27 protein-coding genes are annotated in these 25,900 nt (G+C 61.6%); 14 read left to right on the forward strand and 13 right to left on the reverse strand.

The genetic code is table 11. The features are described 5' to 3' along the window. Window positions 1-40: 40 nt before the first annotated feature. Window positions 41-1,207 carry an acetyl-CoA acetyltransferase gene (locus NKJ89_RS25720; protein ID WP_352606685.1) on the forward strand — a complete coding sequence of 389 codons (1,167 nt, stop codon included), beginning with the start codon at window positions 41-43 and terminating at the stop codon, window positions 1,205-1,207. Between the two features lie 28 nt (window positions 1,208-1,235). Next, window positions 1,236-2,240: an asparaginase gene (locus tag NKJ89_RS25725; RefSeq protein ID WP_352606687.1), complete on the forward strand. Its 1,005-nt coding sequence runs from the start codon at window positions 1,236-1,238 to the stop codon at window positions 2,238-2,240. 8 nt (window positions 2,241-2,248) lie between these two features. Here the strand turns inward: NKJ89_RS25725 and NKJ89_RS25730 are convergent, their stop codons facing one another. After that, window positions 2,249-3,625, reverse strand: coding sequence for a TIGR03808 family TAT-translocated repetitive protein (locus tag NKJ89_RS25730; protein WP_352606689.1), 1,377 nt, complete (start codon window positions 3,623-3,625; stop codon window positions 2,249-2,251). Between the two features lie 120 nt (window positions 3,626-3,745). Here NKJ89_RS25730 and greA point away from each other — a divergent pair, with 120 nt between their 5' ends. After that, window positions 3,746-4,219, forward strand: a complete 474-nt coding sequence (gene greA / locus NKJ89_RS25735; protein ID WP_023760505.1) for a transcription elongation factor GreA — start codon at window positions 3,746-3,748, stop codon at window positions 4,217-4,219. Here greA and NKJ89_RS25740 read toward each other — a convergent pair. The 4 genes from NKJ89_RS25740 to NKJ89_RS25755 all read right to left on the reverse strand — a co-directional run bounded on the left by NKJ89_RS25740 (window position 4,216) and on the right by NKJ89_RS25755 (window position 8,456). After that, complete coding sequence (locus NKJ89_RS25740) at window positions 4,216-4,605, reverse strand: type II toxin-antitoxin system death-on-curing family toxin (RefSeq protein WP_352606691.1); 390 nt, start codon at window positions 4,603-4,605, stop codon at window positions 4,216-4,218. The genes greA and NKJ89_RS25740 overlap by 4 nt on opposite strands. After that, window positions 4,602-4,823 (reverse strand): AbrB/MazE/SpoVT family DNA-binding domain-containing protein, encoded by a 222-nt coding sequence (locus NKJ89_RS25745; protein WP_135863661.1) that lies wholly within the window; start codon window positions 4,821-4,823, stop codon window positions 4,602-4,604. Before NKJ89_RS25745 ends, NKJ89_RS25740 begins: the two co-directional genes overlap by 4 nt. A 73-nt stretch (window positions 4,824-4,896) precedes the next feature. Then, complete coding sequence (gene scpA, locus NKJ89_RS25750) at window positions 4,897-7,017, reverse strand: methylmalonyl-CoA mutase (protein ID WP_352606694.1); 2,121 nt, start codon at window positions 7,015-7,017, stop codon at window positions 4,897-4,899. After that, complete coding sequence (locus tag NKJ89_RS25755) at window positions 7,014-8,456, reverse strand: methylmalonyl-CoA mutase subunit beta (RefSeq protein WP_352606696.1); 1,443 nt, start codon at window positions 8,454-8,456, stop codon at window positions 7,014-7,016. The genes scpA and NKJ89_RS25755 overlap by 4 nt, the downstream gene beginning before the upstream one ends. 332 nt (window positions 8,457-8,788) lie before the next feature. Between NKJ89_RS25755 and NKJ89_RS25760 the strand changes: the two genes are divergently transcribed. Continuing rightward, on the forward strand, window positions 8,789-10,336 hold the full coding sequence (locus NKJ89_RS25760) for a helicase HerA-like C-terminal domain-containing protein (RefSeq protein ID WP_352606698.1): 1,548 nt from the start codon (window positions 8,789-8,791) through the stop codon (window positions 10,334-10,336). Between the two features lie 36 nt (window positions 10,337-10,372). On the opposite strand, the gene NKJ89_RS25765 is transcribed toward NKJ89_RS25760, so the two are convergent. Continuing rightward, the gene (locus tag NKJ89_RS25765; protein WP_352606700.1) at window positions 10,373-11,197 is read right to left on the reverse strand and encodes a L,D-transpeptidase; all 825 of its coding nucleotides are present in this window, start codon (window positions 11,195-11,197) and stop codon (window positions 10,373-10,375) included. A gap of 174 nt (window positions 11,198-11,371) precedes the next feature. Continuing rightward, window positions 11,372-12,034 carry a haloacid dehalogenase type II gene (locus NKJ89_RS25770; RefSeq protein WP_352606702.1) on the reverse strand — a complete coding sequence of 221 codons (663 nt, stop codon included), beginning with the start codon at window positions 12,032-12,034 and terminating at the stop codon, window positions 11,372-11,374. 155 nt (window positions 12,035-12,189) lie between these two features. Between NKJ89_RS25770 and NKJ89_RS25775 the strand changes: the two genes are divergently transcribed. The 4 genes from NKJ89_RS25775 to NKJ89_RS25790 all read left to right on the forward strand — a co-directional run bounded on the left by NKJ89_RS25775 (window position 12,190) and on the right by NKJ89_RS25790 (window position 15,484). Beyond that, entirely contained in the window at window positions 12,190-13,068 is an 879-nt protein-coding gene (locus NKJ89_RS25775; protein WP_023760496.1) for a branched-chain amino acid aminotransferase, read from the forward strand. 107 nt (window positions 13,069-13,175) lie between these two features. Then, a complete protein-coding gene (locus NKJ89_RS25780) occupies window positions 13,176-13,778 on the forward strand; it encodes a superoxide dismutase (RefSeq protein ID WP_023760495.1) in 603 nt (200 codons plus the stop codon). Window positions 13,779-14,086: 308 nt separating this feature from the next. Next, entirely contained in the window at window positions 14,087-14,524 is a 438-nt protein-coding gene (locus NKJ89_RS25785) for a c-type cytochrome (RefSeq protein ID WP_023760494.1), read from the forward strand. Window positions 14,525-14,533: 9 nt separating this feature from the next. Further along, on the forward strand, window positions 14,534-15,484 hold the full coding sequence (locus NKJ89_RS25790; RefSeq protein WP_352606705.1) for a cytochrome c: 951 nt from the start codon (window positions 14,534-14,536) through the stop codon (window positions 15,482-15,484). Between the two features lie 98 nt (window positions 15,485-15,582). Here NKJ89_RS25790 and NKJ89_RS25795 read toward each other — a convergent pair whose 3' ends face one another. From NKJ89_RS25795 to NKJ89_RS25805, 3 genes are all read right to left on the reverse strand, one after another. Continuing rightward, a complete protein-coding gene (locus NKJ89_RS25795; RefSeq protein ID WP_023760492.1) occupies window positions 15,583-15,984 on the reverse strand; it encodes an SET domain-containing protein in 402 nt (133 codons plus the stop codon). A gap of 149 nt (window positions 15,985-16,133) precedes the next feature. After that, window positions 16,134-16,760, reverse strand: a complete 627-nt coding sequence (locus tag NKJ89_RS25800; protein WP_352606707.1) for a LysE family translocator — start codon at window positions 16,758-16,760, stop codon at window positions 16,134-16,136. After that, complete coding sequence (locus NKJ89_RS25805; RefSeq protein ID WP_352606709.1) at window positions 16,757-18,880, reverse strand: S9 family peptidase; 2,124 nt, start codon at window positions 18,878-18,880, stop codon at window positions 16,757-16,759. The genes NKJ89_RS25800 and NKJ89_RS25805 overlap by 4 nt, the downstream gene beginning before the upstream one ends. A 120-nt stretch (window positions 18,881-19,000) precedes the next feature. On the opposite strand from NKJ89_RS25805, the gene NKJ89_RS25810 reads away from it, so the two are divergent. Together NKJ89_RS25810 and NKJ89_RS25815 are read left to right on the forward strand one after the other, a co-directional pair. Further along, a complete protein-coding gene (locus NKJ89_RS25810; RefSeq protein WP_352606711.1) occupies window positions 19,001-19,219 on the forward strand; it encodes a hypothetical protein in 219 nt (72 codons plus the stop codon). A 284-nt stretch (window positions 19,220-19,503) separates the two neighbouring features. Continuing rightward, window positions 19,504-19,929 (forward strand): Ros/MucR family transcriptional regulator, encoded by a 426-nt coding sequence (locus NKJ89_RS25815; protein WP_023760489.1) that lies wholly within the window; start codon window positions 19,504-19,506, stop codon window positions 19,927-19,929. A 110-nt stretch (window positions 19,930-20,039) separates the two neighbouring features. Here the strand turns inward: NKJ89_RS25815 and NKJ89_RS25820 are convergent, their stop codons facing one another. Continuing rightward, window positions 20,040-20,468: a SufE family protein gene (locus NKJ89_RS25820; protein WP_352606713.1), complete on the reverse strand. Its 429-nt coding sequence runs from the start codon at window positions 20,466-20,468 to the stop codon at window positions 20,040-20,042. A 101-nt stretch (window positions 20,469-20,569) separates the two neighbouring features. Then, complete coding sequence (locus NKJ89_RS25825; RefSeq protein WP_352606715.1) at window positions 20,570-20,923, reverse strand: DUF5330 domain-containing protein; 354 nt, start codon at window positions 20,921-20,923, stop codon at window positions 20,570-20,572. A gap of 536 nt (window positions 20,924-21,459) precedes the next feature. Here NKJ89_RS25825 and NKJ89_RS25830 point away from each other — a divergent pair. The 3 genes from NKJ89_RS25830 (at window position 21,460) to NKJ89_RS25840 (ending at window position 24,461) form a co-directional block, all read left to right on the forward strand. Continuing rightward, entirely contained in the window at window positions 21,460-23,208 is a 1,749-nt protein-coding gene (locus NKJ89_RS25830; RefSeq protein ID WP_352606742.1) for a PAS domain-containing sensor histidine kinase, read from the forward strand. Then, complete coding sequence (locus NKJ89_RS25835) at window positions 23,183-23,995, forward strand: peptidoglycan-binding domain-containing protein (protein ID WP_352606717.1); 813 nt, start codon at window positions 23,183-23,185, stop codon at window positions 23,993-23,995. Before NKJ89_RS25830 ends, NKJ89_RS25835 begins: the two co-directional genes overlap by 26 nt. A 118-nt stretch (window positions 23,996-24,113) precedes the next feature. Beyond that, entirely contained in the window at window positions 24,114-24,461 is a 348-nt protein-coding gene (locus NKJ89_RS25840) for a DUF1491 family protein (RefSeq protein WP_023760484.1), read from the forward strand. Here the strand turns inward: NKJ89_RS25840 and NKJ89_RS25845 are convergent. Continuing rightward, window positions 24,439-25,476, reverse strand: a complete 1,038-nt coding sequence (locus NKJ89_RS25845) for a hypothetical protein (RefSeq protein ID WP_352606719.1) — start codon at window positions 25,474-25,476, stop codon at window positions 24,439-24,441. The genes NKJ89_RS25840 and NKJ89_RS25845 overlap by 23 nt on opposite strands. 210 nt (window positions 25,477-25,686) lie before the next feature. Between NKJ89_RS25845 and NKJ89_RS25850 the strand changes: the two genes are divergently transcribed. After that, a complete protein-coding gene (locus tag NKJ89_RS25850; protein ID WP_352606721.1) occupies window positions 25,687-25,875 on the forward strand; it encodes a hypothetical protein in 189 nt (62 codons plus the stop codon). The last annotated feature ends 25 nt before the right edge of the window (window positions 25,876-25,900 follow it).

Below are 25,900 nucleotides of genomic sequence, written 5' to 3' on the forward strand. Positions count from 1 at the left end.
AGCCCACATGCTAGGCTGGCGCTAAAGAATGGAGGCCGCCATGACCGCATGCATCGTTGGCTGGGCGCATTCGCGCTTCGGCAAGCTCGAGGGCGAAACGCTCGAAAATTTGATCGTCAAAGTGGCAACGGATGCGCTCGACCATGCCGGCATCGGCCCGGACGAGGTCGACGAGATCGTGCTCGGCCATTTCAACGCCGGTTTTTCGGCGCAGGATTTCACCGCCAGCCTGGTGCTTCAGGCGGACGACCGGCTGCGCTTCAAGCCGGCGACGCGCGTCGAAAACGCTTGCGCCACAGGCTCGGCGGCGGTCCGGCAAGGCATCCGCGCCATCGACGCCAATGCTGCCCGCATCGTGCTGGTGGTCGGCGCCGAGCAGATGACGACGACGCCCGGGCCGGAGATCGGCAAGAACCTGCTCAAGGCCTCCTATCTGCCCGAGGATGGCGACACCCCTGCGGGTTTCGCCGGTGTCTTCGGCAAGATCGCGCAGGCCTATTTCCAGCGCTATGGCGACCAGTCGGACGCACTCGCCATGATCGCCGCCAAGAACCACAAGAACGGTGTCGACAATCCCTATGCGCAGATGCGCAAGGATTTTGGCTATGAGTTCTGCCGCCAGGAAAGCGAAAAGAACCCTTTCGTTGCCGGTCCCCTGAAGCGCACCGACTGCTCGCTGGTCTCCGACGGCGCCGCCGCCCTTGTCCTCGCCGACACCGCGACGGCACTGAAGATGCGCCGCGCCGTTGCCTTCCGCGCCAACGAACATGTGCAGGATTTCCTGCCGATGTCGAAGCGCGACATCCTGACCTTCGAAGGCTGCGAACAGGCTTGGAACCGGGCGCTGAAATCGGCCGGTGTGACGCTCGACGATCTCTCCTTCGTCGAAACGCATGACTGCTTCACCATTGCCGAACTGATCGAATACGAGGCGATGGGTCTGGCCAAGCCGGGAGAGGGCGCCAGACTGGCGCTGGACGGCACAACGGCCAAGGATGGCCGCCTGCCGGTCAATCCGTCCGGCGGGTTGAAGGCCAAGGGCCACCCGATCGGCGCCACAGGCGTGTCCATGCATGTCTTGACCGCCATGCAGCTTGTCGGCGAGGCCGGCGGTATCCAGGTGCCCGGTGCAAAACTCGGCGGCATCTTCAATATGGGCGGTGCGGCGGTCGCCAACTACGTTTCAATATTGGACCGGATCAGGTAGAAGCAGCCCGTATTTTTGCGGGGTAGCCATGACAAATCCGGTTCTGATCGAAGTGTTGCGCGGCGCGCTCGTCGAGAGCGCGCATCGTGGCGCGGTCGCCGTCTTCGATGCCGATGGCAAACCGGTTTGGGAGATTGGCGACACGGCCAAGCCGGTGTTTCCGCGCTCCGCGGTCAAGGCGATCCAGGCATTGCCGCTGGTCGAAAGCGGCGCGGCCGACGCCTATGGCTTCGGCAACCGCGAACTGGCGCTCGCCTGCGCGTCCCATTCGGGCGAGCCGGCGCATGTCGAACTGGCGCGATCGATGCTGGCCAAGGCCGGGCTGGACGGCTCGGCACTCGAATGCGGCACGCATTGGCCGTCCAATCATGACGCCGAGATTGCACTCGCCCGCGCCGGCGGCTCGCCGAACGCATTGCATAACAATTGCTCCGGCAAGCATTCCGGGTTCCTCTGCACATGCGTCCACGCCGGCATTGCGCACCGCGGCTATGTCAAGCCGGGGCACGGCCTGCAGGAGATGGTGCGAGACGCCATGCAGGCGGTGACGGGCGCTGTCCATGGCGCGGACGAGCGGGCGACCGATGGCTGCTCGATCCCGACCTATGCGGTGCCGCTCCGGAGCTTCGCGCTTGGCTTTGCCCGCATGGCAACGACAAATGGTTTTGGTCCCGAGCGAGCCAAGGCCGCGAAGCGTCTGCTGGCTGCCTGCATGGCCGAGCCGTTCTTCGTTGCCGGCACCGGCCGCGAAGACGTCGCGCTGATGGAGGCCGCACCAGGGCGGATTTTTACGAAAGGCGGCGCCGAAGGCGTCTATTGTGCCGCAATTCCGGAACTTGGTCTCGGCATTGCACTCAAATGCGATGATGGCGCCGGCCGCGCCGGCGAAGCCATGGTTGCCGCCGTTCTTGCCAAACTGCTGCGCGCCGACGAGGCCCTGGCGTCAAAGCTAAGCGCACTGGCAAAGGTGCCCATCAAAAGCCGGAACGGTGCCAAGGTCGGGGCGCTGAGGCCCACCGGCGCCTTGCATTAAACCGGCCGTCAACTGACGTGATTGCGCTCGACGGTCAGATGCGCATATCCGCTATCGTTTGACGAGGTGAGATCGCCTGTCGCCGGCTTGGCCCAGCGCTGGCCAACAACGGCGCCGTTCAGCGCGCTGTCAATGACATTGTCTGAAATGACCGCTGTGCCGGCGCCCTCGACCACCGACACGACGATGCCGGTTCCAACCTTGCGGATGATGTTACCGGTGGCGACGACATTGCGCAGATACGGCCCCCAGCCGATCTGCATGCCGTAGAGCGGCGCGTTCTCGATGACATTGTTGGAAACGGTCGTGTCGGCCTCGACGCCAATGCCGACGCCGAATCCAGGCGAGTCGGCGGGGTAGGGGCCGTTGGTCGACAAATTGCGTACGATGTTGCCCGAACAGACGCCCATCCGCCCGCCTTCGTTGAAATTCACGATCGAGATGCCGTTGGCGGCCCCATCGACGATGTTGTTGCTGATGATGGCACCTTCGAACGAGAACTCGGAGTAAACGGCTGTTTCGCCGGAACGCGAGCAGGTATTGCCCGATATCTGCAGATTGCTGGCGCTGTTGGCGCGGATCGCCGAGAAGGCGCAGTCGGACACGATATTGCCTGAAATGACTACATTGCCGGCCCGGAAGGCATTGATGCCATTGCCGTTCTGACCGGTCCCGCCGCTGCGCGCCTGGATCCGTTCGACGCGGTTGCCAGTCACTATGGTGCCATCTTCCGCCGCCTGCCAGCGGTGCACGAGAATGCCGCCATTGGCGCAGTCGGAGACGGTGTTGCCCGTGATCGCCAGCCCGCCGGCCTCGACCGAATAGATGCCGGCATCGGCAGCCCCCGATATCTCCGAGCGTTCTACACGCCCCGTCGCGTGCTCCAGCGCCAGTCCGTTCTTGCCGCTGCCGGTGATCTGGCAATTGTCGATGACCAGATGCGCGACCCGGTGCAGATCGAGCAGCCCTTGCGCATGATCGCCCATCGAGCGGTTTGCGCCGTCGAAGACCAGCCCGCCAAGTTCGATATGGTCGGCCTGCTCGGCCATGAACAGGTGACCGTCGCCGCCATAGACGATGCGCGTTGCGCCCGGCACGCCGGAAAGACGCACGCGACTGGGCAGCGAGATGTTGGATATGACATAGGTGCCCGGCGGCAGGAACACCGGTATGTCGCGATCGTTTGCGTCGCGCAGCAGCTTGGCGAAGGCCTTGCTCTGATCGTCGAGGGTGCCGGGCTGCACGCCAAGTTCCGTGGCATTGATCGAACCGCGCATAGAGGCTTTCTCGATGCCAGTCAGGCTGGCGGCGGCCGCCTTGCCAAGCGAGAGGCCGACGACGGCAAAGCCGGCGGTTCCGATCAGCAGCGTTCGTCTGTTCAACATCGGCACAGGTCCTGGCTTTTGACCCTTGCACCGCAGGAATCGTGCCAGCCGGTCCGCCTCTCCGGTCGAGGGCAACGACATTCGCTTGTCGAGCAGCCTTTCCGCGCCTAAGTTCAGGGAATGAGCAGAGCTTTCACTCGCGAGGAAGACAGCGAAAACGCCATTGCCGGCGTCGGTGAGCGACCGATCAGCCACCACCGCAATCTGGTGACGGAGCGCGGCCTGGCGCAGATCGAGGACAATCTTTCCGATTTGCGCGATATACTGGCGAAAGCCGAAAGGAAGGCAGACCGCGAGCGCATCGCGTTGGTGTCACGCGACCTACGCTACTGGACCGCCCGGCGTGAAAGCGCCGAACTCTCCGTGCCGGAACCGGGCAGCGACCTTGTACGCTTCGGCATGGGCGTCACGCTTGAGGGCGATGACGGCAGGAAGGTGCACTGGAAAATCGTCGGCGAGGATGAGGCGGATCCGGCAAAGGGCACGATTTCGCACGTATCGCCGATGGCCGTCGCTCTGTTCGGCAAGAAAGTCGGCGACGTAGCCGTGGTCAACGGCAAGGAATGGGAAATCGTCAAGCTTTCCGACAGCTAGTCTTCGAGCTTGACGACATGGTCCCGGAAGAACGCTGCAGCGCCCGCTTCATCGATTTCGCCTGAAGCGACTGCCATGACGAATTCGTAGAGTGTGCCGTTATCGGCTGTCAGGACATGGCCGTTCACAATCAAAAATGCGCCGGCGGCCACGATGGCGGTACGCTTGTTGCCGTCGACAAAGGCATGATTCCGGGCAATACCAAAGACATAGGCGGCAGCGAGATCCTCGATCGCCGGATCCCCATAGTTCGCCTTATTTTCATCGCGTGAAAGCGCTGATTCGAGAGCGTTCTCGTCTCTCAAACCTTGTGCCCCGCCATGCCTGCGCAACTGCTCGGCATGCATCGCTTCGACCGCGCGTCGGGTCAGGAACTCCCAGTTCATTCTGCGAGCTTCTGAAGTGCGACCTTGTATTTGTCCATGACCTTGCGAGCAGCTTCCATCTGCCGTTCGAAACTGTCGTCCACCGGCTCAAGAGCAATACCCTTGTCCGTTTCGACGATCTGAAGCTGATCGCCGGTCTTCATGTTCAGACGATCGAGCAGATCCTTGGGCAGGATCACGCCTTCGGAATTACCGATCTTGCGAATGGTAGTGTTCATGATGGATTATCCTGTTGCAACGTCTATTATAACGCAATCGCCGTGCGTTGCAACAGTTATTATAACAAGCCTGTCAAGCCGAAAGCAGCCGGTCGAGCAAGCGATCCGCTGCTTCCGGAATGACCGTGCCCGGCGGGAATATCTCGGCCGCGCCTGCTTTCAGCACCGCGTCATAGTCCTGTGGAGGGATGACACCGCCGGCGACGATCAGCATGTCGCCGCGGCCGAGCTTCTTCAGCGAGTCGCGTAACTCGGGGATCAGCGTCAGATGCCCTGCAGCCAGCGACGAGGCGCCGACGATGTGGACGTCCTGTGCGACCGCCAGCCTGGCGATCTCATCGGGTGTCTGGAACATCGCTCCGACGGTGACGTCAAAGCCGAGATCGGCGAAGGCCGTGGCGATAACCTTCTGCCCACGATCATGGCCGTCCTGTCCCATCTTGGCGACGAGTATACGCGGCTTGCCTCCGGTCTTCTTCTCGAAGGCGTCAAGCTTCTCCTGCAGCCCGTCGACAACGGGATGATCGCCAAGGGCTTTGCGATAGACGCCGGAAATGGTCTGCACCGTAGCGACATGGCGCCCAAAGGCTCTTTCCAACGCGAATGAAATCTCGCCTACCGTGGCATTGGCTCGCGCGGCCCGGATGGCGAACTCCAGAAGGTTTTCGTTGCCCCGTGCGGCACGGGTCAGTGCATCGAGTGCGGTTTCGACGGCGGCGACGTCGCGCGTGCCCTTCAGACGTTGCAACTTCGACAATTGCCTGGCCCTGACCTCGGCATTGTCGATCTTCAGCACGTCGACCTCGATGTCCGTCTCGGGACGATAGGCATTGACGCCAACCAGCATCTGTTCGCCGGAATCAATGCGTGCCTGCGTGCGCGCTGCCGCTTCCTCTATGCGCAGCTTGGGAATGCCCTGTTCGGTCGCGGCGGCCATGCCGCCGAGCGCCTCGACCTCCTCGATGTGGGCAAGCGCGCGGGCCGCCAGGTCATGCGTCAGCCGTTCGAGATAGGCCGAGCCGCCCCATGGATCGATAACGCGTGTCGTGCCGGATTCCTTTTGCAGAATGAGCTGCGTGTTGCGGGCTATCCGTGCCGAGTGGTCGGTCGGCAGCGCCATCGCCTCGTCGAAGGAATTGGTGTGCAGCGACTGTGTATGTCCCTGCGTCGCCGCCATCGCCTCGATCATGGTGCGTATGATGTTGTTGTAGGGATCCTGCGCCGTCAGCGACCAGCCCGAAGTCTGGCAATGGGTGCGCAGCGACAGCGAGCGCTCGTCCTTGGGCAAGAAATTCTTCTTCATCAGGGTCGCCCACAGCAGGCGCGCAGCCCGCAGTTTGGCGACTTCCATAAAGAAGTTCATGCCGATCGCCCAGAAGAAGGACAGACGCGGCGCGAAGCGGTCGATATCGAGGCCCGCTGCAACGCCGGCGCGGGCATATTCGATGCCGTCGGCGATCGTGTAGGCAAGCTCCAGGTCGGCTGTCGCGCCGGCCTCCTGCATGTGATAGCCGGAGATCGATATCGAATTGAACTTCGGCATGTTCTTCGACGTGTAGGAGAAGATGTCCGAAACGATCCGCATCGAGGGTTTCGGCGGATAGATATAGGTGTTGCGGACCATGAACTCCTTCAGGATGTCGTTCTGAATGGTGCCGGCAAGATCCTTCTGCGCAACGCCCTGTTCTTCCGCCGCGACGATGTAGAGCGCCATGATCGGCAGCACGGCGCCGTTCATCGTCATCGACACCGTCATCTCGCCGAGCGGAATGCCGTCGAACAGTTGCCGCATGTCGAGGATGGAATCGATGGCTACCCCCGCCATGCCGACGTCACCGGCAACGCGTGGATGGTCGCTGTCATAGCCGCGATGCGTGGCAAGATCGAAGGCGACCGACAGCCCCTTCTGGCCGGCGCCAAGATTGCGCCGGTAAAACGCGTTGGACTCTTCGGCCGTCGAGAAGCCGGCATATTGCCGGATGGTCCAGGGCTGCTGGATATACATGGTCGGGTAGGGGCCGCGCACGAAAGGCGGCAGCCCCGGATAGGTGTCGAGATGCGGCAACCCCTTGAGATCGCTTTGATTGTACAGATGCTTGGCGACAAGTCCTTCCGGCGTCGTCCGCTGGCCTTTGACCTCGACGGGGGCGCGGGGTGGCGGGACCCAACCGATCTGGCTGAAATCGGGGATCAAGAGGCGGCTCCGATGGATTGGTCGATGCGGACCGGAAACAGCGGCTCACAGACGGCAACGCCTTCGGTGAAGGCAGGCCGCCGTTCCGCTGCCAGCGTCTCGACCGGACTTTCGCCTTTCAGCGGGTAGAGCGTGGTGCCGATGATGACCCGCTCGCCTGCCTGGTAGGCCGCATTGCGCTGCGCTGCCGCGGCGTGAACTCGCTTCTGGATATGTCCGTCCCGAAGGCTGGACAGGATGCCGCCCTCGGCCTCGATTGTTTGCAATTGCGCCCAGGCCATCTCGCAGAGTTCGTTGGTCAGCGCTTCGACCGCGCCGGAACCATAGGCAGGATCGGCGACATGATCGATATGGCTTTCATTCGCCATGATCAGCTGCGTGTTGCGGGCGACACGACGGGCAAACCCCGCCGGCAAGCCATGCGCGATCGTGTGCGGCAGGATCGAGATCGAATCGGCGCCTCCGGATGCCGCGGCAAAGCAGGCAATTGTGGTGCGCAGGATGTTGGTCTCCGGATCCATCGCTGTCATCATCCGAAACGACGTCTCGGCATGGATGTTGGCCGTGGAACTGGGGATCGAGCAGGTCTCCTGCACCCGCGCCCAGAGCCTGCGCAGCGCCCGCACCTTGGCCATAGACAGCAACTGATCCTGGTCGACGCTCAGCGCAAAGCCGATATGGGGCGCGGCATAGACAAGCGGCTGCCGCGCCGTCTCGAACATTCTGAGATAGGATATCGCCGAAGCCAGCATGATGCCAAGCTCCTGCGCTTCCGTCGCACCGGCATTGTGGAACACACGTCCGTCCGCTTCCAGCAGCACGCCCGGAACGCCCATCGAGAAGAAATGCGCCAGCGACTGCGGCATCGAAGCCTGCAACGCCTCGATCGACATGCGCAGCCGGCCGGTTCCGGCGAAGATCGCCGCCGGATCGATGCCGAAGGAGAGGTTGAGTTTTGCCGGGTCTGACCGGCGCTTGCTCAGGAACGCCACCAGCCAGTCGGCCACGGCGCGGCTCCAGGGATGGGCGTCGATGCGAACCTGGACGCGGTTGAGCGGTACGCCGTCCAATACCGTCTCCAGTGCTTCCGCCGTTCTCGGCAGGCCGTAGCCGAACGCGTTCGGCGCCCCTTCGAAGACAAGTGACAATCCCGTGGCGCCTTGGGCTACGTCGTCCAGAGCCTGGGTTCTGGCGCGCTCGATATCCGGATCGTCGATGCGCTGGCTGACGATCCACGGCGATTTCGGGTTTGCGCGCACGGTCGGTTCTGCCGCTGTGCTGCGGTCGTAGAGCGGTTCGATGCGGATGTTGTCGTCGGTATGCGAGACCAGCTTCTCTTCGAAGGATGCGCCGGCGAGTGCCTTTTCCGCCAAGGCTCGCCATCGCTGGCGCTCGGCGTTCTCTGGTTCGACATCCCTGGTCAGGGCTTCGGCGGCCATCCGTCTTCCTCGCTTTATGCGCCCGCACCAGCCTGGAGCGGTTCAGTCTACGGTCCTCGGTTCGATATCGCAATCCAATGCGTTTTCAGCGGCCGAATTCGATCCAAAAGATATAGGTCGGCCCACGTGCACGAACCATGAACGATTGCCAAACACCGGCAAAATCCGCAAGCTTCAAAAAATCGATTGGAGGGTTCCCGCGATTGAACGATTGCCACGACTTGGACGAATGGTTCCAACTTGAACGAATGGCATTGTCGCTGTGCAACGGCCTGACTATACCTGCGGCAAGGCACTGGCTTTGAACACATCAGTTTGCGGAGACTGGACATATGGCTGACGACACCAGTATTTTCATCGGCGCCAGCCGCAAGCCCGACGACAGCTATCAGCGTGCCGAGCAGTTGTTGCTGCAATATGGCAATCGTCATGGCCTGGTGACCGGCGCCACCGGTACCGGCAAGACCGTCACCTTGCAGATCCTGGCCGAAGGTTTTTCCAACGCCGGCGTGCCGGTGTTCTGCGCCGACATCAAGGGTGACCTGTCCGGCATCGCGATGATGGGTACGGCGCAGGATTTTCTCGTCAAGCGGGCCGAACAGGTCAAGCTCGACCCCTATGACTTCCAGGAATTCCCCGTCATTTTCTGGGATCTATTCGGCGAACAGGGTCATCCTATCCGCGCCACGGTTTCGGAAATGGGGCCGTTGCTTCTGTCGCGCCTGATGAACCTGACCGAGGCGCAGGAAGGGATCATGAACATCGCCTTCCGCCTGGCGGACGAGGAAGGCCTGCTGCTGCTCGATATGAAGGATCTGCAGGCGCTTTTGGCCAACATCGCCGAGCGCGCCGAGGAGATCGGCTCGCGTTACGGCAATGTGACGAAGCCATCGGTCGGGGCTATCCAGCGAACGCTGCTGGTCCTGGAGCAGCAGGGCGCGGCAAACTTCTTCGGCGAGCCGGCACTGCGCATCGCCGACATCATGCGCACCACCCGCGACGGGCGCGGCGCCATCAGCGTGCTTGCCGCCGACAAGCTGATGATGAATCCACGGCTTTACGCGACCTTCCTGTTGTGGCTGATGTCGGAACTGTTCGAGGTGCTGCCGGAAGTCGGCGATCCGGACAAGCCGAAGCTGGTGTTCTTCTTCGACGAGGCGCATCTTCTGTTCGACGAAGCACCCAAAGTGCTGGTCGATCGCGTCGAGCAAGTGGTCCGGCTGATCCGCTCGAAAGGCGTCGGCGTCTATTTCGTCACGCAAAACCCTTTGGATATCCCTGAAAAGGTTCTCGCCCAGCTCGGCAATCGCGTACAACACGCGCTGCGCGCCTATACGCCGCGCGAGCAGCAGGCGGTGAAGACGGCAGCCGAGACGTTCCGGCCTAATCCAGATTTCGATTGCATGACCGCCATCACTCAGCTCGCCACAGGCGAGGCGCTGGTCTCGACGCTGGAAGCCAAGGGGGTTCCGTCGATGGTGCAGCGGACACTGATACGCCCGCCATCGTCGCGGCTTGGGCCCATCACGGTGGCCGAGCGCCAGAAGCTGATCCAGGAAAGCCCGGTCGCCGGCCAGTACGATCAGGTCATCGATCGCGAATCGGCCTTCGAGATGCTGCAAAAAAAGGCCAAGGATGCGCAGGATGCCGAGGAGCAGGCGCAGCAGGCCGGCAGCGGTCGCTCGCGCTGGACGATTCCGGGCTTCGGCAACGACGAGTCCGCGCCGCAATCCGATGGCAGGCGCTCGCCTGCACCGCGCCCGTCCAACCGCCAGACGGTGGCCGAGGCGGCGATCAAGTCGGTGGTTCGATCCGTCGGCTCGTCAGTCGGTCGGGCAATCGTTCGCGGTATCCTGGGCAGCCTGTCGCGGGGGCGTTAGGACCGGAGGCAGCGGCGTTGCCCGCCGCCCGTCGGATCAGAAGATCGAGTTGGTGATCTCTTTCAGAGGCCCGAGCAGGATCGATCCTTCCGGCACGCCGGCGTCGATCGGGATTGCCCGGCGATTCGCGGTCGCCACCACTGGCTGGCTGGCATCGCTGGTGACGACAACTGGTGTCTTCGAGGGCACGCGATCATAGAGATCGATGATATCCTGGTTCATCAGGCGTACGCAGCCTGACGAGACGGACTTGCCGATCGACCGCCATTCCGGCGAGCCGTGCAGGCGGTAAAGCGTGTCCACGTTGCCCTGGAAGAGATAGAGCGCGCGTGCGCCGAGCGGGTTCTTCAACCCGCCGGGCATGCCGCCATTTTCGGCGCTGTATGGTTTCAATTCCGGCTGCCGGGCAATCATTTCATCCGGCGGCGTCCATTTCGGCCACTTCTGCTTCCACTGGACGACGGCATCGCCGGACCATTCGAAACCGGCGCGGCCTAGGCCGACACCATAACGGATTGCCTGGCCCCCCGGGCGAACCAGGTAGAGGAAATGGCCGGTGGTATCGACGACGATCGTTCCCGGCTTCTGGCCGGTCGGATCGGGAACGATCTGGCGCAGGAACTGCGGATCGATCCTGTCGAACGGGATCGCCGGCAAATCGAAGCCGCCATCACTGACCGCGCCGTACATTGTCACATAGTCGGCTAGCGGCGGCTCGACATAGGCTGGCGGCGGTGGCTCGACCGGCCCCGGTCCGGTGGTCGCGCATGCGGAAACCGCGATCGAAGCAGCGCCTAAGGCTGCGGCGTTGAGAAAGCCGCGACGGCTCAGGCGATAGGATTCGATTTCGATTTTGGACATGTTTGCCTTCTTTAAGTCTCAAATCGCAACAAAGCGTCAATGCGCCGATCGCTGCGCGGGTGCCTGACAACACCTGGGGCGATAGGCAGTTCCGATTCTGGCCGGAAGGTGGACAAACCAAGGCGAAGCTGTGACTGCGTTGCCACTGTGGCGACAGGGACACATGCGCGCGTCTCAGCTGCCTGGAACCAAAGCTTCGAGCGACGGCAGGATCAGGGTCGGTGGCAAGTCCCGGTACTCTTCCGGCTGGTCGGAGCGATTGATCCAGACCGTGCGAAAACCGAATTTGGTGGCGCCTGCGATATCCCAGCGATTGGAGGACTGGAAGGAAACCGCGCCCGGGTAGAGGCGCCAGCCGGTCGCGACCATGTCATAGACCGCCGGATCGGTCTTGAAGCGCTGGACCGCGTCGACGGAATAGATGTCGTCCAGGACCTGGTCGAGCGCGGCGGACTTGACCGCTGCCTGGAGCATTTCGGGTGAGCCATTGGACAGGATCGCCAGCCTCGCTCCCGAAGCCTTGAGCGCCTTGAGCACGGCCGGCACTTCCGGATAGCAATCCAGCCGCCAGTAGGCATCCAGCAAGATCGCCTTGAGGCTGGGATCGGCCGAGGGAACCTTGCGCAGGGCGAAATCGAGCGCCTGTTCGGTCAACTGCCAGAAATCGGCATAGGCACCCATAAGCGAGCGCACCCAGGAATATTCGAGTTGCTTGGCACGCCAGATCTCGGACAACAATTGACCGTCCGGCCCGATCCGATCGGCATGACGGCGTACGGCGGCATGCACGTCGAACAGCGTGCCATAGGCGTCGAAGACATAGGCGGCGTATTGCATGAAGACAGTTTTGAGGGCAGGCGCAACAAGGTGCAAGCTTTGATTGCACGGCGCCCCGTCGCTGGCCTCAACAAAACTATTCGATGCCGGTTGACGGCGCCCGCCAAAGCATCTTCCAATGGCTCACACGAGACCGATTGAGGCGGGACAACACGATGACACTGGCGGCTGCGGCGCAATCCACGACATGGACTTTCGTCGATGGTGATTGGCACGAGGGCAATGTCGCCATTCTGGGGCCGCGAAGCCACGCGATGTGGCTCGGCACCAGCGTGTTCGACGGAGGCCGCTGGTTCGAAGGCGTCGCCCCGGACCTCGAGCTTCATGCCGCCAGGGTGAATTCTTCGGCGATTGCACTCGGCCTCAAGCCGTCGATGAGCGCCGACAAGATCGTCGGGCTGACATGGGATGGGTTGAAGAAGTTCGACGGCAGGACGGCGGTCTACATCAGGCCGATGTACTGGGCCGAGCATGGCGGCTACATGGGCGTGCCGGCCGATCCCGCCTCGACCCGCTTCTGCCTTTGCCTCTATGAGTCGCCCATGATCCCGCCGACCGGCTTTTCGGTGACCGTGTCGCCGTTCCGGCGCCCGACCATCGAAACCATGCCGACCAATGCCAAGGCCGGCTGCCTCTACCCCAACAACGGCCGTGCCATTCTCGAGGCCAAGATGCGCGGCTTCGACAACGCAATGGTGCTCGACATGCTGGGCAACGTCGCCGAAACCGGAACCTCGAACATCTTCCTGGTCAAGGACGGCCATGTGCTGACGCCGGCACCGAATGGCACCTTCCTGTCCGGCATCACCCGCTCGCGCACGATGACGCTGCTTGGCGAATATGGCTTCAAGACCACCGAAAAGACGCTGTCGGTGCGCGACTTCCTCGAAGCGGACGAGATATTCTCGACCGGAAATCATTCCAAGGTGGTGCCGATCACGCGTATCGAGGATCGCAATCTGCAGCCCGGGCCGGTGGCCAAGAAGGCGCGCGAACTCTATTGGGAATGGGCGCATTCGACTTCCGCCGTCTGAGCGGATAAAAAGGCGATCGGCGCTCCATTCCGGAGTTGCCCCAACCCATTCCAGACCTATCTTAGTCCGGTATCGACACCGGATTTTTCCACGAGGGAGTACTGTCCATGGCTTTTGAATTGCCCGCTCTGCCCTACGACTACGAGGCCTTGCAGCCTTACATGTCGAAAGAGACGCTGGAATATCACCACGATAAGCACCACAAGGCGTATGTCGACAACGGCAACAAACTCGCTGTCGAGGCCGGCCTGGGCGATCTGTCGGTCGAAGAGGTGGTCAAGCAGTCGTTCGGCAAGAATGCCGGTCTCTTCAACAATGCCGCTCAGCACTACAACCACATCCATTTCTGGAAGTGGATGAAGAAGGGCGGCGGCGGCAGCAAGCTGCCGGGCGCCCTGCAGAACGCGTTCGATAGCGACCTCGGTGGCTACGACAAGTTCAAGGCCGACTTCATTGCCGCCGGCACGACGCAGTTCGGCTCGGGCTGGGCCTGGGTTTCAGTCAAGGACGGCAAGCTGGCGATCTCAAAGACGCCGAATGGCGAGAACCCGCTCGTCCATGGCGCGTCTCCGATCCTCGGCGTCGATGTCTGGGAACACTCCTATTACATCGATTATCGCAACGCCCGGCCGAAATATCTCGAGGCGTTCGTCGACAGCCTGATCAACTGGGATCACGTGCTGGAATTGTACGAAAAGGCTCGCGCATAACCCCGAAAATCGGATTCGATTTTCAAAAAAGGATCATGCGCAAAATCAAAGTGTTGCAGCGTCCTTTGCACGCCTGAGAAGGCGCGCGGATGGCCTGATCGATCCCCAGAAAGACCCGGCAATCTGAACTGACCCCCGAAAGTTGGAGATCAACCTTCGGGGGTTTTCACATCCCGAGGGCCCTTCTTTACGGGGTCGCGGCCCCTGGCGATCAGGTTCGGCAAAAACGTCCGCGACGAGGGGAATATTCCACTCGCCGCATCCGTTAACGTCCTGTCCTGAAATGCCTTCATCACGGAGCCAAATGAATGAGAAAGCTTGTTATCGCCATCTCTATGCTTGCACTCGCGGCATCGGCGGCGTTTGCCGACCCGATACTTGATCGCCAGGGTTTGATGAAGGAGCGTGGAAAGATCGCCGGCGGCCTCGCGAAAGTGGTCAAGGGCGAGGAGCCGTTTGATGCGGCGGCCGTGCTGACACAACTTCAGGCGCTGCAGGCGAATGCCGAGAAATTCGATGCCGATGTGCTGTTCCCGGCAGGCAGCGATACTGGCGACACGACAGCGGCGCCGAAGATCTGGGAAGACATGGCCGGTTTCAAGTCGACCGAGGACAAATATCTCGCCGACATCAAGGCAGCGACCGCCACCGCTCCCGCCGACATCGATACGCTGAAGACGCAGTTTGACGCGATCACTTCCAATTGCGGCACCTGCCACAAGACCTATCGGGTGAAAAAGAGCTGATAGCGGGCGATGCCCTGGCTGAGAAAACTCGTCGGCGCCCTGGTCATTCTGGGAGCAGTCGGCGCGGTCGCCGGGTGGCTGCTGTCGGCACCGGTGAGGCTCGACGGTGAGACGCTGGCCAAGCTGGGGCCCGGCGACGCGGTCAAGGGCAAGCGCATCTTTTATGCCGGCGGTTGTACTTCCTGCCACGCAAAACCGGGCTCGCAAGGGGATGCCCGGCTTCAACTCGTGGGTGGTCTCGCACTCAACACGCCGTTCGGAACCTTCGTACCGCCCAACATTTCGCAAGATCCCAAGGACGGCATCGGCGCCTGGTCGGTCGAGGACCTCGCCAACGCCATGCTGAAGGGCGTCTCGCCCTCGGGCGAGCATTTCTATCCGGCATTTCCCTATGCATCCTACGCGCGCATGAACCCGGCCGACATTGCCGACCTCTACGCCTTCTTGAAGACGTTGCCTGCCGTCGCCGGCAAGGCGCCCGCGAATTCGCTCGGTTTCCCTTTCAACATTCGTCGCGGTATCGGCCTGTGGAAATTGCTCTACCTCCGTGACCAGCCTGTCGTTGCATTTCCCGACGGTACGGCTGGCCCGGTGATGGCCGGCCGCTACTTGGTCGAGGGGCCAGGCCACTGCGGCGAATGTCACACGCCGCGCGACTTTGCCGGCGGCACGAAAAAGAGCGAGTGGCTGGCCGGCGCCGTGGCTGCCGAAGGCAAGGGCGTCGTGCCCAACATCACATCGGGGGAGGGCGGCATTGGCGATTGGTCGGGAGCCGACATCGCCAACTATCTCGAAACCGGCTTCACGCCTGACTTCGATTCCGTTGGCGGCGCCATGGTCGACGTGCAGCGCAACATTGCCCAACTAACGCCAGAGGACCGCACTGCGATCGCCGCCTATCTCAAGGCAATCCCGCCGCATCCAAACGGCTATCCGGCGCGCAAGAAGACGGCGAAGTGAACTGATGCATGTCGCTCAACGTGCACAGCGGTCTTGACCGACATGCACAAAAACCAAGAACCAATGCGCGTCGTTTGACTCCCTACAAAGGATACGCGTCAGTCTTCGTATGTCGGGTGACGGTCGCCCAGAAAATCAAATCCCGTCTCGAAGAAATGATTGTAGTTGCAGGTCAGTTCCTCGCCCGGCGCGATGTCGCGAAGCGCAAAGCTTTCCTCGGGCGAGGAGACGTCGCAATTCGGCTCGTCGGCGTGGTTCATGTAGCGCGCGTCGTCGGCTTCGAAGACGATATAGTTCGGGTCACGCCGGTCGGGATAGGAATAGCGGTCGAGATAACTCTTCACCGGTCCGTCCTCGCGCTCATAAGTCTCGACCTCGATGATCCGGTCGAATCTTGGGTCCAGCTTCCAGATCAGCGTGCCGCGGGGAATGTAATTCTTGGCAAAGACGCCGATGCCCTGGATGGGCGATTTGTCGAGATAGACGTTGACGAGCAGCATGGTGGACCTTTGCGCGATTGGGGGCTGTCGGGCTTGGAAAAGCCGCGCACTGGGTAGCGCGTGGTCATCGCAATTGCGAGTGAAATGAGCAAGGCGGGACTCAAAAAGTCATGATCGCCAGGGCGCTCGGCAGGTCGCGCCGCTCGCCGTCAGCGCTGCTGCAGCGCGAGCCGAACGCCCAGAGCGCAGTAGATGCCGCCTACAACCCTGCCTTGCCACCTCAGCACCGTCGGATTCCGGCGCAGGAAGGTGCCGAGCCGGCCGGCGCTTACCGCAAAGACAACCGTGCTGAAAAGGCCAAGCACGACGAAGATCGTTCCCAACGTCGTCAACTGAAACATCACCGATCCGTTTTCAGGCCGCACGAACTGAGGCAGGAAAGCGAGGAAGAAAAGTGCGGTCTTGGGGTTGAGCACTTCGGTCAGGACAGCCTGTCGAAACGCCTTGCCGGCCGAAATCGCGAGCGCACCGGCAGCCGCGTTGCCCGGCGTTTTCTCGATGATCGCGCGAATGCCGAGATAAACCAGGTAGGCCGCGCCAATGTATTTTATGAGGCTGAACAGCGTCGCCGACGTGGCGATAATCGCCGAAATGCCGACCATTGCCATGACGGTGTGAAACACATCACCGGCCGCGATCCCGGCCCCGGTCGCGATGCCAACCTTGGTTCCCGAACTCGTTGCCCGGGCGATCGTCAGCAGGGTGGCGGGACCCGGAATGAAGACAAAGCCGAGTACGACCGCGATGTAAGCGATCAAGGTGGTGAGATCGATCATTTGTGGGTTTCTCCTGCAATATGCGCCTTGCCCATCACCTTCAGTGCAAAGGAATAGGTATAGGCGATCTCCTCCAGCCGCGAAAACCGGCCGGAAGCACCGGCATGTCCGGAATCCATGTTGATCTTGAACAGCACCGGATTGTCGCCGCTCTTGCGGTCGCGCAGTCGCGCCACCCATTTTGCCGGCTCCCAATAGGTGACGCGCGGATCGGTGAGACCGGCCAGCGCCAGAATCGGCGGATAGTCGAGCGCGGCGACATTGTCATAGGGCGAGTAGGCGGCGATGGTCCGATAATCGTCGGCGGATGCAATCGGATTGCCCCATTCCGGCCATTCCGGCGGCGTCAGCGGCAGGCTGGCGTCGAGCATTGTGGTCAGCACGTCGACGAACGGAACCTCGGCGACGATGCCGCCGAAACAGTCCGGCGCCATGTTGGCGACGGCGCCCACCAGCATGCCGCCGGCCGAACCGCCTTGAGCGACGATCCGCTCATGCGCCGTGTAGCGCTCGGCAACAAGGTGGCGCGCACAGGCTATAAAGTCCGTGAATGTATTCATCTTGTGCGCCCGCTTGCCGTCGTCGTACCAGCCATAGCCCTTGTCCTTGCCGCCACGGACGTGGGCGATGGCGAAGACGAAGCCGCGGTCGACCAGCGAGAACCAGTTGGTGTTGAAGGCGGCCGGCACGGTGATGCCATAGGAACCGTAGCCGTAAAGCAGGCACGGTGCGGATCCATCCAGCGGCGTGTCGCGATGATGCAAAAGCGAGATCGGCACCAGTTCGCCATCGCTGGCCGGCGCCATCAGCCGCCGCGTCACATAATGGTCCGCGTCATGGCCGGACGGTACTTCCTGGGTCTTCAGCAGGACCCGCTCGCGGGTGCGCATATTGTAATCGAACACCTGGGCCGGGGTCGTCATCGACGAGTACGAAAAGCGCATGATCTCGGTGTCGTACTCATAGGAACCCGACAGGCCGAGCGAGAAAGCCTCCTCGTCGAGGGATAGAAGATGCTCCTCGCCGCTGGTGCGGTCGCGCACGTTGATGCGCGGCAGACCTTCCTTGCGTTCAAGCCGGACCATGTGGTCCTTGAAGCCGATCACCGACAGGATCAGCCGGCCGGGCTCGTGCGGCACCAGTTCCTGCCAGTTGGCGCGGACCGGATCGCTCGCCGGCGCCGTCATGATCTTGAAATCCTTGGCGCCGTCTGCATTGGTCAGGATGAAGAAGATGTCGCCGCCTTCTTCCAGATCGTACTGAAGGCCGATCTCGCGCGCCGAGACCAGTTTTGGTTCGGCAAACGGATCGCTGGCGCTTAAGAGGCGGTACTCCGACGTCTCGTGATCGTTGATGCCGATCATGATCCATTCGTTGTTGCGGGTGCCGTCGACATCCATGAAGAAGCCGGGGTCGGTTTCCTCATAGATCAGCCGGTCGCTCTGTGGGCTGTCGCCCAGCGCATGGAACAGCACCTTGGACGGACGGTGATTGGGATCGAGACGAGTGTAGAAGAAGCCGTCATTGCCGGCGCTCCAGACGCCAGAACCACCGGTGTCGGGGATCTGGTCAGCCAATTCCTTGCCATCGGCAAGGTCGCGCACGCGAAGCGTGTAGAATTCGGAGCCCTTGTCGTCGAATGCCCATAAGAGCTTGGCGTGGTCGGCCGAGTGATCGACGCCCCCAAGACGGAAATAGGCCTTGCCCGCGGCCTCCGCGTCGCCGTCGAGCAGGATATGCTCGGCGCCCCCGTCACGCGCCATGCGGAAATAGCGCGGCTGTTCGCCACCAAGCTTGAAGGACGAACCATAGGCATAGGGTCCGTCCTTCATCGGCACGGAAGAATCGTCTTCCTTGATGCGGCCCTTCATCTCCTTGAAAAGCTTCTTTTGCAGTTCGACCGTGTCGGCCATCAGGCTTGAACTGTAGGCGTTCTCTGCCTCGAGTTCGGCGCGGATCCCCGCATCGAGCAATGACGGATCCCGAAACATCTCCTGCCAATTGTCGGCCCGCAGCCAGGCATAGTCGTCGGTTCGCGTGATGCCGTGATGCGTGTCGAAAACCGGCCGCTTCTCGGGCGTTGGCGGGCTGACGTTCGGAAATGCGGATGTCTTGGTCATTGCGTCTCGCTTTGGAAGTATCTTGATAGGGAAGTACCCTGACTCGACATCGTCAACCAGCCGGCGTGGAGACAGGAACAGAAAGTTTGCTATCGCTGGTGCGAGGTCTGGCATGACCCTATGCAGAACGGCAAGTTCGTTATCGGGTGGGCCTATGGCAAATACATCACCCCGCATTGTTTGACGCGGCAGCGGCTAGCTGATCCGGCCGGCCTACAGGCGTGTCGCCTGAATTCTTGCGCGACGGCGGCAACCTCTGGTTTTGTGATAAAATCTGAACAACCAAGCTTGCGCCTGCAATTAGCCAAGAAAAATCAAGCATTGAAACCTGCCTCATGAGCTTCCGGGACTGTAATGGAATGCTGACGTTGCGTCAGGCGTTGCTGGTTGGCGCGAGAAATATCGACAAATTACACGATACACGAAAGATTGAAGCTGATTGGGGGACAAATGATCAACATCGTTCAATATAGCGGGAAGAGCGAATTGACTTACTTGGTTCGCGGGCTCATTGATGTACCCGCGACACGAATCGCAGAAGCTCTGTCTGCGTCAAATTCGTGCGATGCCCTGGCTGTTAAAAGGGCGCGGATCGAAGTAACTCTTGTTGGGGCCTGAAGACCATGGATATTGTCGAAACACCTTCCAGAAACAGCGATGCGCTGATCGAGTTGACCGCCGATGTGGTGGCCGCCTATGTCAGCAACAATCCGGTGCCGGTCGGCGAATTGCCGAACCTGATATCCGATGTCCATACCGCCCTCGGGCGTGTGGGCGGAACCGGCGAACAGCCGCCTGCCGACAAGCAAAAGCCGGCGGTCAACCCGAAGCGCTCGGTTCACGACGACTACATCGTCTGCCTTGAAGACGGCAAGAAGTTCAAGTCGCTGAAGCGCCATCTGATGACCCACTATGACCTGACGCCAGATCAGTATCGCGAAAAGTGGAATCTCGATCCGACCTATCCGATGGTTGCACCCAACTATGCCGCTGCCCGGTCGCAGCTCGCCAAGAAAATGGGTCTCGGCCGCAAGCGCAAGGCGCGGTAATCGCTGCCAGCAGATGTATCGACCCAAACGGCGCCTTCGGGCGCCGTTTGATTTTGCCAGGCGGTAGCCCTGATCGAGTAGAGCGATTCCAGGGAGAGTGTGAAACGCGTTCAGGCAGTCTGCTTGAGCGCCGCCTCGGCGTCGCGCTTGATGCGCTTGACCATCGAACGAAGGCCATTAGCGCGCTGCGGCGACAGATGCTCGTCGAGGCCGAGTTCTTTCAATGTCGCTTCCGCATCGGTCTTCTGGATCTCGCTGGCGGTCCTGCCGGAAAACAGCGCCAGCATGATAGCGACCAGGCCACGCACGATATGAGCGTCCGAATCGCCGGTGAAGGTGACGACCGGATCGGCTCCAGGCCCCTGTTCGGTGGTCAGCCAGACCTGGCTGACGCAGCCCGGCACCTTGTTGGCGGGGTTGCGCTGCTCGTTCGGAAACGGCGGTAGGGCCTCGCCAAGTTCGATGACGTAGCGATAGCGGTCTTCCCATTCCTCAAGGAAGGAAAAATCGTCACGGATAGTCTGGATCGTGGTGGTCATAATGCCGGATATAGTTACGCGGCAGCGCCGCGTCACGGAAAAAACAAGGACACCGCGGGCGTCGAGAGGTCAGACGGCCCACGGTGCGCCGTCGAAACGGCTTAATTCTGTGCCGGTAGGTTGACTGTCTCGGGCAAGACGACGTCCTCCCGCACGCTGCCGGTCATCGTCGATGTGTCAGGGCCGGAGGCGGACTTGTCGTCCAGCATCGATGCCGCGATCTTGGCGGTCTCCTTGGCGCGGGCGGTAATGGTGTGCATCGCCGATTTGCCGGTCTCGCAGACATCGGGCTTGCGTTCGCAAATGCCGGCGATGTCGCCAACAGCTTCGCGTGCGGCAAACAGTGCCTGGATCGGCCCGACGCTTTCACGGCCCGATTCATCGGGTCCAACAGTCAGCGGCAGCGCCAGCAGCACCAGCGAAAACCAGAAAGCCATTCTTATCAGGAAGACCATGCCCTTGCCCTCTCGTCGTGACCGGATCATGCATCCATATGGCATGACCTCTTTTGTGGGCAGGATGTTGGCACACAGGCGCAAAGGACGGCTTGCAGGCAAAGTGAGAATTTTCCTCAAATTTTAGGCAAATTCGAAACGCGCCATTGTGAAATCGATTTGTCTCAAATCCGAATGATTTTTCTTAACGCGGGATAACCATCTATCCGTCTGCTTTTTTTGCTTTTTTGCCAAAACCCGAGAGTCCGGACGCCGCGTGCACTCATCCGACGGGGACCGTCGCCGAATAACCCTCCGTTTACTATGGCTGCATTTGCGCGGGCTTTCGGCTGCCGGCATCCCGATATTTGCCGCAGGCCGGGGCCCTGGTCGGCCCTGCCTTATCCATTCCTTAAACGCTGGATGCGAGTTTCAGAGCCAACCAGAACGATCTGCAAAGCAGAGTTGTCCACAACGATTACGGGTGCGTTGAGTTGAGTTCAATCAAGGCCAGATACGTCGAATTGCCTGGCGCGATTGCCGCCGGTTGCGAACGTATGGTCCATCCGTCCATTCTTGGGCAGAGCGACCGCGAGCGCCAGCGCCGCTTCATCGGCGTCATGCTCGCCGCTCCTTTCTTTGCTGCTGGCGCCGCGGTCACACTGGTTACTTCAGGCATGGGCGTCGCCGTCACCATGGCCGCCATCTTCGCGGCCTTTGGCCTGTGCTGGTTCATCGCCTTGCTGGTTGCGGCAACCGGCAAGATGGCGATAGCAAGTCAGGTCGCCCTGGCAGCGGCAGGCGTTTCTCTCGGCAGTCTGATTGCCGCCGCGGGCGGGCTGAGTTCGCCTGTCGCCATGCTTGTCGTGGCGCTGCCATTCGAAGCCTGGTGGATCGGCGCCTCGCGGCGTGCGGCACTTTGGGGAGCCGTGTCGGCCGCTGCCGCCATCCTGGCTCAGCCTCTGGCTGCAACCGTGTTACCGTTCGCGGGAGCGCAGATTGCTGCATGGCACTGGCTGGTGCCATTGGCCTGGGCGCTCACGCTGATCCCGCGTGCGTCGGTGCTTCGCGACACGACCGATGCATCCGATCTCGTGAAGACTGCCGATAGGCTCGAAGACATTATCGATGCGGTGGTCTTGCGCGTCGCTCGTCATGGCGAGGTTATCGAGGCTTCGCCAAAGGCGCGCACGCTTTTGAAACTGCCGGCCGAACTGCTGTCCGGACACGGCTTCTTCGATCGCATTCATCTGTCGGATCGCGTCTCCTATCTCAGCGCCCTGGCCGACATGCGCGATGGCGCGCTGTCGCGCCGGCTCGAATTGCGCATCAGGCTGCCTCAAAACGGCAACGGCCAAAATGACAACCGCTTGGCGGCCGACAATTACCGGCCGTTTTCGCTCGATCTGGTGCGGGGTGAGGAACAGGGCGACGTCTTCACGCTTGTCCTGCGCGAGAATGACGAGATTGCCCGGCTGCGCGAGGAACTCGCGGTGGCGAATGAGGCGGCCGCGTCCGCCGAGGTGGCGAAGGGGCGCTTCCTGGCGGTGGTGAGCCATGAATTGCGCACGCCGTTGAATGCCATCATCGGCTTCTCGGACATGCTGTTGCATGAGATGTTCGGCGCATTCAAGGATCCGCGGCAGAAGGAATATGTCGGCTTGGTGAGGGATTCGGGCCAGCATCTGCTTGCCGTCGTGACCTCGATACTCGACGTGTCCAGGATAGAATCGGGCGTCTATGCGACCGAACCGGAGCCGTTCCGGTTCGCGGAAGCGGTCGACATGTGCCAGTCCATGATGCAGGTGCAGGCGCGGGCCAAGAACATCGATCTGCAGGCGCAGATCGCGCCGGACGCTGGCGACATCAATGCCGATCGGCGTGCCGTGCAGCAGATGCTCATCAACCTCGTCTCCAATGCGATCAAGTTCACCCCCGATGGTGGCGATGTCGTCGTCGGCGCCAAGCGGATCGGCTCGCGTCTGCATTTCTGGGTCAGGGACACCGGCATCGGTATCGCCGAGGAGGATTTTGCCAATCTAGGCAAGCCCTTCATGCAGATCCAGAACGACTATACCCGCCGTTTCGAAGGGACAGGTCTTGGCCTTTCGCTGGTCAAGGGCCTGGTGGCCTTGCACGACGGCACGATGTCCATCGAAAGCATGCCGGGCGAGGGCACCACGGTGACCATCAGCCTGCCGGTGAACGGACCGAAGGGACGTCAGGCGGAGAAGGCCGGAGTGCTGACCATGCCTGTGGCTATGGCGAAAGGGGACAGAAATGGCTCGCTCCGCAAGACAGCCTAAGAAGGCGGTCAAGCGCCGCAGCAATGCCTTTCAGGATGGCGCCGTCGCCGTCGGCGGCATGATTTCGCGCAATCCCGTCCTGGTGGGTGGCTCGACGGCATTCCTGGTGACGCTGTTCTACGTTTCCGCGAATGCCTTGTGGTATCAGCCTTTCCCGCATGCCGGCGCGTTCTTTGCGACCCGCAGCATCGCGGGCTTTCCACGCGCAACGTCGGACGAACCGGAGACGACATTCAACATCGTGCGGCCATCCGGCGCGCCGGCACCGATCAAGGGCGATCCGGTGGTCGAGCAGGTGCAAGGCATTCTCAAGGATCTCGATTTCTATTCCGGAACGGTCGACGGCATTTCCGGGCCCAACACGCGTAAGGCCATCCAGGCTTATCAGCAGACGGTCGGGCTCAACACGTCCGGCGAGATCGACGCACTGCTGCTGGATCAATTGGGCGCGACGCCGAAAACCGCCTCCGTCGTACCCAGACCGCAGCCGCGCCCGGATACGCCGGTCGCCGTTCCGGTGTCTTTACAGACGAATTCCGGGCAGACGAATGCCGAGCAGACGAATGCCGGCCAAACGAATGCCGCGCAGGCGCCCGATGCCCGCATCGTCAAGATCCAGGCCGGGCTCAAGGCGTTCGGCAATGACGATATGCAGCTGGACGGCGTCGTCGGCGCGCGCACCAAATCTGCGATCAAGGAATTCCAGTCGCTGTTCGGGCTGCCGCAGACAGGCGAGCCCGATGAGATCGTCTACGTCAAGATGCGCGAGATCGGCCTCACCAACTGACGGCTGAAACGACGGCTCGCCGAGCGGCTGAAATATCGATAGAGCCCATTGTTACCATGCATGTCGTTGTCTCAAAACCGGGGCACATTTAGGCGACATGCATTAGCGGAGTTCTCTCATGCGCGTCACATCGGATCTATGGGTCTCGGCCCTGTTGCGCCGGGTTTTCAGCGCTGGCGGATTTGCAGCCGTGGTCAAGCGCGGTGCGACCGAGGCCGGCGCTGTGTTCGTCGTGACGCGGGGCAGGCTGGGCGAGGTTGCCCTGTTCGGCCCGGCGCCGCAGACCAGCTACGATTCGGCCAAGCCCGACGAGCGGTTTTTCACTCTGCTCGGGGCCGGCGACGATGCCGCCTTGCTCGATGCCAGGCTGGAAAGGGAGAAAAAATTCGATCCCGACATCTGGGTGGTCGAGATCGAGGCCGGCACAGTGCCGGTCGAGGAGCTTATTTCCGTGAAGACGCCCTGAAGCTTGAGGAAGTCGCCGCATTGTCAGTGTTCGATGCCGTGTGGGTGTCGCTGTTTGCGGGTCCTGCCTCGCGACCGACCCTTGAAGGGATTTCCGATTTCCAGAGCCGCACCTTGTCGGCGGCCGCTTCGCGGTGCAGGAGCCGGTAGCGGTCGAGAAAGGTGCGGATTGCCTGCGGGTCCGGGAACTGGCTGGGGTAGACCGCGACCGTGATCAGGAATGCCCTGTCCTCGCTGAGGTCGAGCGCGCGCAGTGCGGCAAGCAGCGACGCATAGTTCTGGCTGGCAATGAGCGCGCGCGCGATCGAGAAATCGATATCGAGCGCGTCGGCGAGTGCGGTCTGGAAGAACGCGGCGTTTCCCGTCAGCGCCGTCTCGCGCAATTTCACATAGGTATCCGCGCCTGTGAGAGAATCGGCGCTCATTGCCGTTGCCTCGTCGCCGGTGCGCATCATGGAACGTAGCCTGCGCCGCGCGCTTTCGGAGGCAATGCCGGCCACCTGTCCTCTTCCGGGCTGTTCGGCGGCAGGTTCGGTGCTGGCAGGCGCGATCTTGTCTGCCGTGATGGCGTCCGCTTCCGGCTCCCGCTTTCGCACAAGAGTTGGCCTCTCGAGCGCCCGGATCAGATCGGCGATGGTCGGGTTCAGGTCCTTGCGGCGCGCGATGGCTCGTGCATGCGGCAGTCCGTGCCGACCGATCAGCGCGATGAGATCGATGTTGCTGACGGCGCGTGAGCGGATGAGCAAGGGAGCGGCAATGTCGACCGGTTCCTCGCAGAGGCGGCGCACCAAAGCGGGCGGGGCATATTCGCATTCGGAAAGGGCAGCCGCCACGTAACGGCGAGATTCGACGGACACATCGTCGAACAGCGGCAGCGTCAAGTCTTCGAGCTGGCCGATCTCACGGCGCGAAGGGCGGGTGAGCGAGCAGAATGCCGACACCGCGGCGCGGAACAGCCTTTCGGCCTTTCCCGAATCTTTTCGTACCGCGATTTGCCTGAAGTCCGAAGATGACACGAAGGATACGCCCGACAACACACACAAGCTCGGCCACGCTCGACCGGGACGGTGCCGGTTTCGCGAGTGCCCCGGCCAGGACGTCCTGACCTCTAGACAAAGATCAATTTAGCGACGATCCGTTAGCGCTCCGTTAACCCTCTGCCGGCCTTAATGATATTTGGAGGCGTTGCGTTGTGCTCCGGGGAAACCGAGAGGAATGCGCGAACCATGGGCATGGTACTGTCTTTCGTGCCGCGAACGGCACCAAGCAATCGAGCAAAGCAAGTCGCCGAAATGCCGGCGGCGGTGATCATCTTTCCCGGCATCCGCTACGAGCGGTCTCATGCCGGCGAGGTGCGGCCGGTCGACCCCGACAAACCGGGATCGCCAGGGAGCAAGCCGGTTCCGCACCACTAGAGCAGTTCACCGTTTCACGGAAACG

Origin of the sequence: Mesorhizobium sp. M0047 (assembly GCF_040323315.1) — a bacterium.
Taxonomy (GTDB): Bacteria; Pseudomonadota; Alphaproteobacteria; order Rhizobiales; family Rhizobiaceae; genus Mesorhizobium.

Excerpts from the sequence above, each read along its gene's own strand:
- greA (WP_023760505.1), top strand. The coding sequence starts at position 3,746 with ATGAGCAGAGCTTTCACTCGCGAGGAAGACAGCGAAAACGCCATTGCC.
- NKJ89_RS25720 (WP_352606685.1), top strand. The coding sequence starts at position 41 with ATGACCGCATGCATCGTTGGCTGGGCGCATTCGCGCTTCGGCAAGCTC.
- NKJ89_RS25730 (WP_352606689.1), bottom strand. The coding sequence starts at position 3,625 with ATGTTGAACAGACGAACGCTGCTGATCGGAACCGCCGGCTTTGCCGTC.
- NKJ89_RS25770 (WP_352606702.1), bottom strand. The coding sequence starts at position 12,034 with ATGCAATACGCCGCCTATGTCTTCGACGCCTATGGCACGCTGTTCGAC.
- NKJ89_RS25830 (WP_352606742.1), top strand. The coding sequence starts at position 21,460 with ATGGTCCATCCGTCCATTCTTGGGCAGAGCGACCGCGAGCGCCAGCGC.
- NKJ89_RS25760 (WP_352606698.1), top strand. The coding sequence starts at position 8,789 with ATGGCTGACGACACCAGTATTTTCATCGGCGCCAGCCGCAAGCCCGAC.
- NKJ89_RS25745 (WP_135863661.1), bottom strand. The coding sequence starts at position 4,823 with ATGAACACTACCATTCGCAAGATCGGTAATTCCGAAGGCGTGATCCTG.
- NKJ89_RS25775 (WP_023760496.1), top strand. The coding sequence starts at position 12,190 with ATGACACTGGCGGCTGCGGCGCAATCCACGACATGGACTTTCGTCGAT.
- NKJ89_RS25810 (WP_352606711.1), top strand. The coding sequence starts at position 19,001 with ATGCAGAACGGCAAGTTCGTTATCGGGTGGGCCTATGGCAAATACATC.
- NKJ89_RS25850 (WP_352606721.1), top strand. The coding sequence starts at position 25,687 with ATGGGCATGGTACTGTCTTTCGTGCCGCGAACGGCACCAAGCAATCGA.
- NKJ89_RS25795 (WP_023760492.1), bottom strand. The coding sequence starts at position 15,984 with ATGCTGCTCGTCAACGTCTATCTCGACAAATCGCCCATCCAGGGCATC.
- NKJ89_RS25805 (WP_352606709.1), bottom strand. The coding sequence starts at position 18,880 with ATGACCAAGACATCCGCATTTCCGAACGTCAGCCCGCCAACGCCCGAG.
- NKJ89_RS25815 (WP_023760489.1), top strand. The coding sequence starts at position 19,504 with ATGGATATTGTCGAAACACCTTCCAGAAACAGCGATGCGCTGATCGAG.
- NKJ89_RS25840 (WP_023760484.1), top strand. The coding sequence starts at position 24,114 with ATGCGCGTCACATCGGATCTATGGGTCTCGGCCCTGTTGCGCCGGGTT.
- NKJ89_RS25780 (WP_023760495.1), top strand. The coding sequence starts at position 13,176 with ATGGCTTTTGAATTGCCCGCTCTGCCCTACGACTACGAGGCCTTGCAG.
- NKJ89_RS25800 (WP_352606707.1), bottom strand. The coding sequence starts at position 16,760 with ATGATCGATCTCACCACCTTGATCGCTTACATCGCGGTCGTACTCGGC.
- NKJ89_RS25765 (WP_352606700.1), bottom strand. The coding sequence starts at position 11,197 with ATGTCCAAAATCGAAATCGAATCCTATCGCCTGAGCCGTCGCGGCTTT.
- NKJ89_RS25740 (WP_352606691.1), bottom strand. The coding sequence starts at position 4,605 with ATGAACTGGGAGTTCCTGACCCGACGCGCGGTCGAAGCGATGCATGCC.
- NKJ89_RS25835 (WP_352606717.1), top strand. The coding sequence starts at position 23,183 with ATGGCTCGCTCCGCAAGACAGCCTAAGAAGGCGGTCAAGCGCCGCAGC.
- NKJ89_RS25790 (WP_352606705.1), top strand. The coding sequence starts at position 14,534 with ATGCCCTGGCTGAGAAAACTCGTCGGCGCCCTGGTCATTCTGGGAGCA.
- NKJ89_RS25825 (WP_352606715.1), bottom strand. The coding sequence starts at position 20,923 with ATGGTCTTCCTGATAAGAATGGCTTTCTGGTTTTCGCTGGTGCTGCTG.
- NKJ89_RS25785 (WP_023760494.1), top strand. The coding sequence starts at position 14,087 with ATGAGAAAGCTTGTTATCGCCATCTCTATGCTTGCACTCGCGGCATCG.
- NKJ89_RS25755 (WP_352606696.1), bottom strand. The coding sequence starts at position 8,456 with ATGGCCGCCGAAGCCCTGACCAGGGATGTCGAACCAGAGAACGCCGAG.
- NKJ89_RS25725 (WP_352606687.1), top strand. The coding sequence starts at position 1,236 with ATGACAAATCCGGTTCTGATCGAAGTGTTGCGCGGCGCGCTCGTCGAG.
- NKJ89_RS25820 (WP_352606713.1), bottom strand. The coding sequence starts at position 20,468 with ATGACCACCACGATCCAGACTATCCGTGACGATTTTTCCTTCCTTGAG.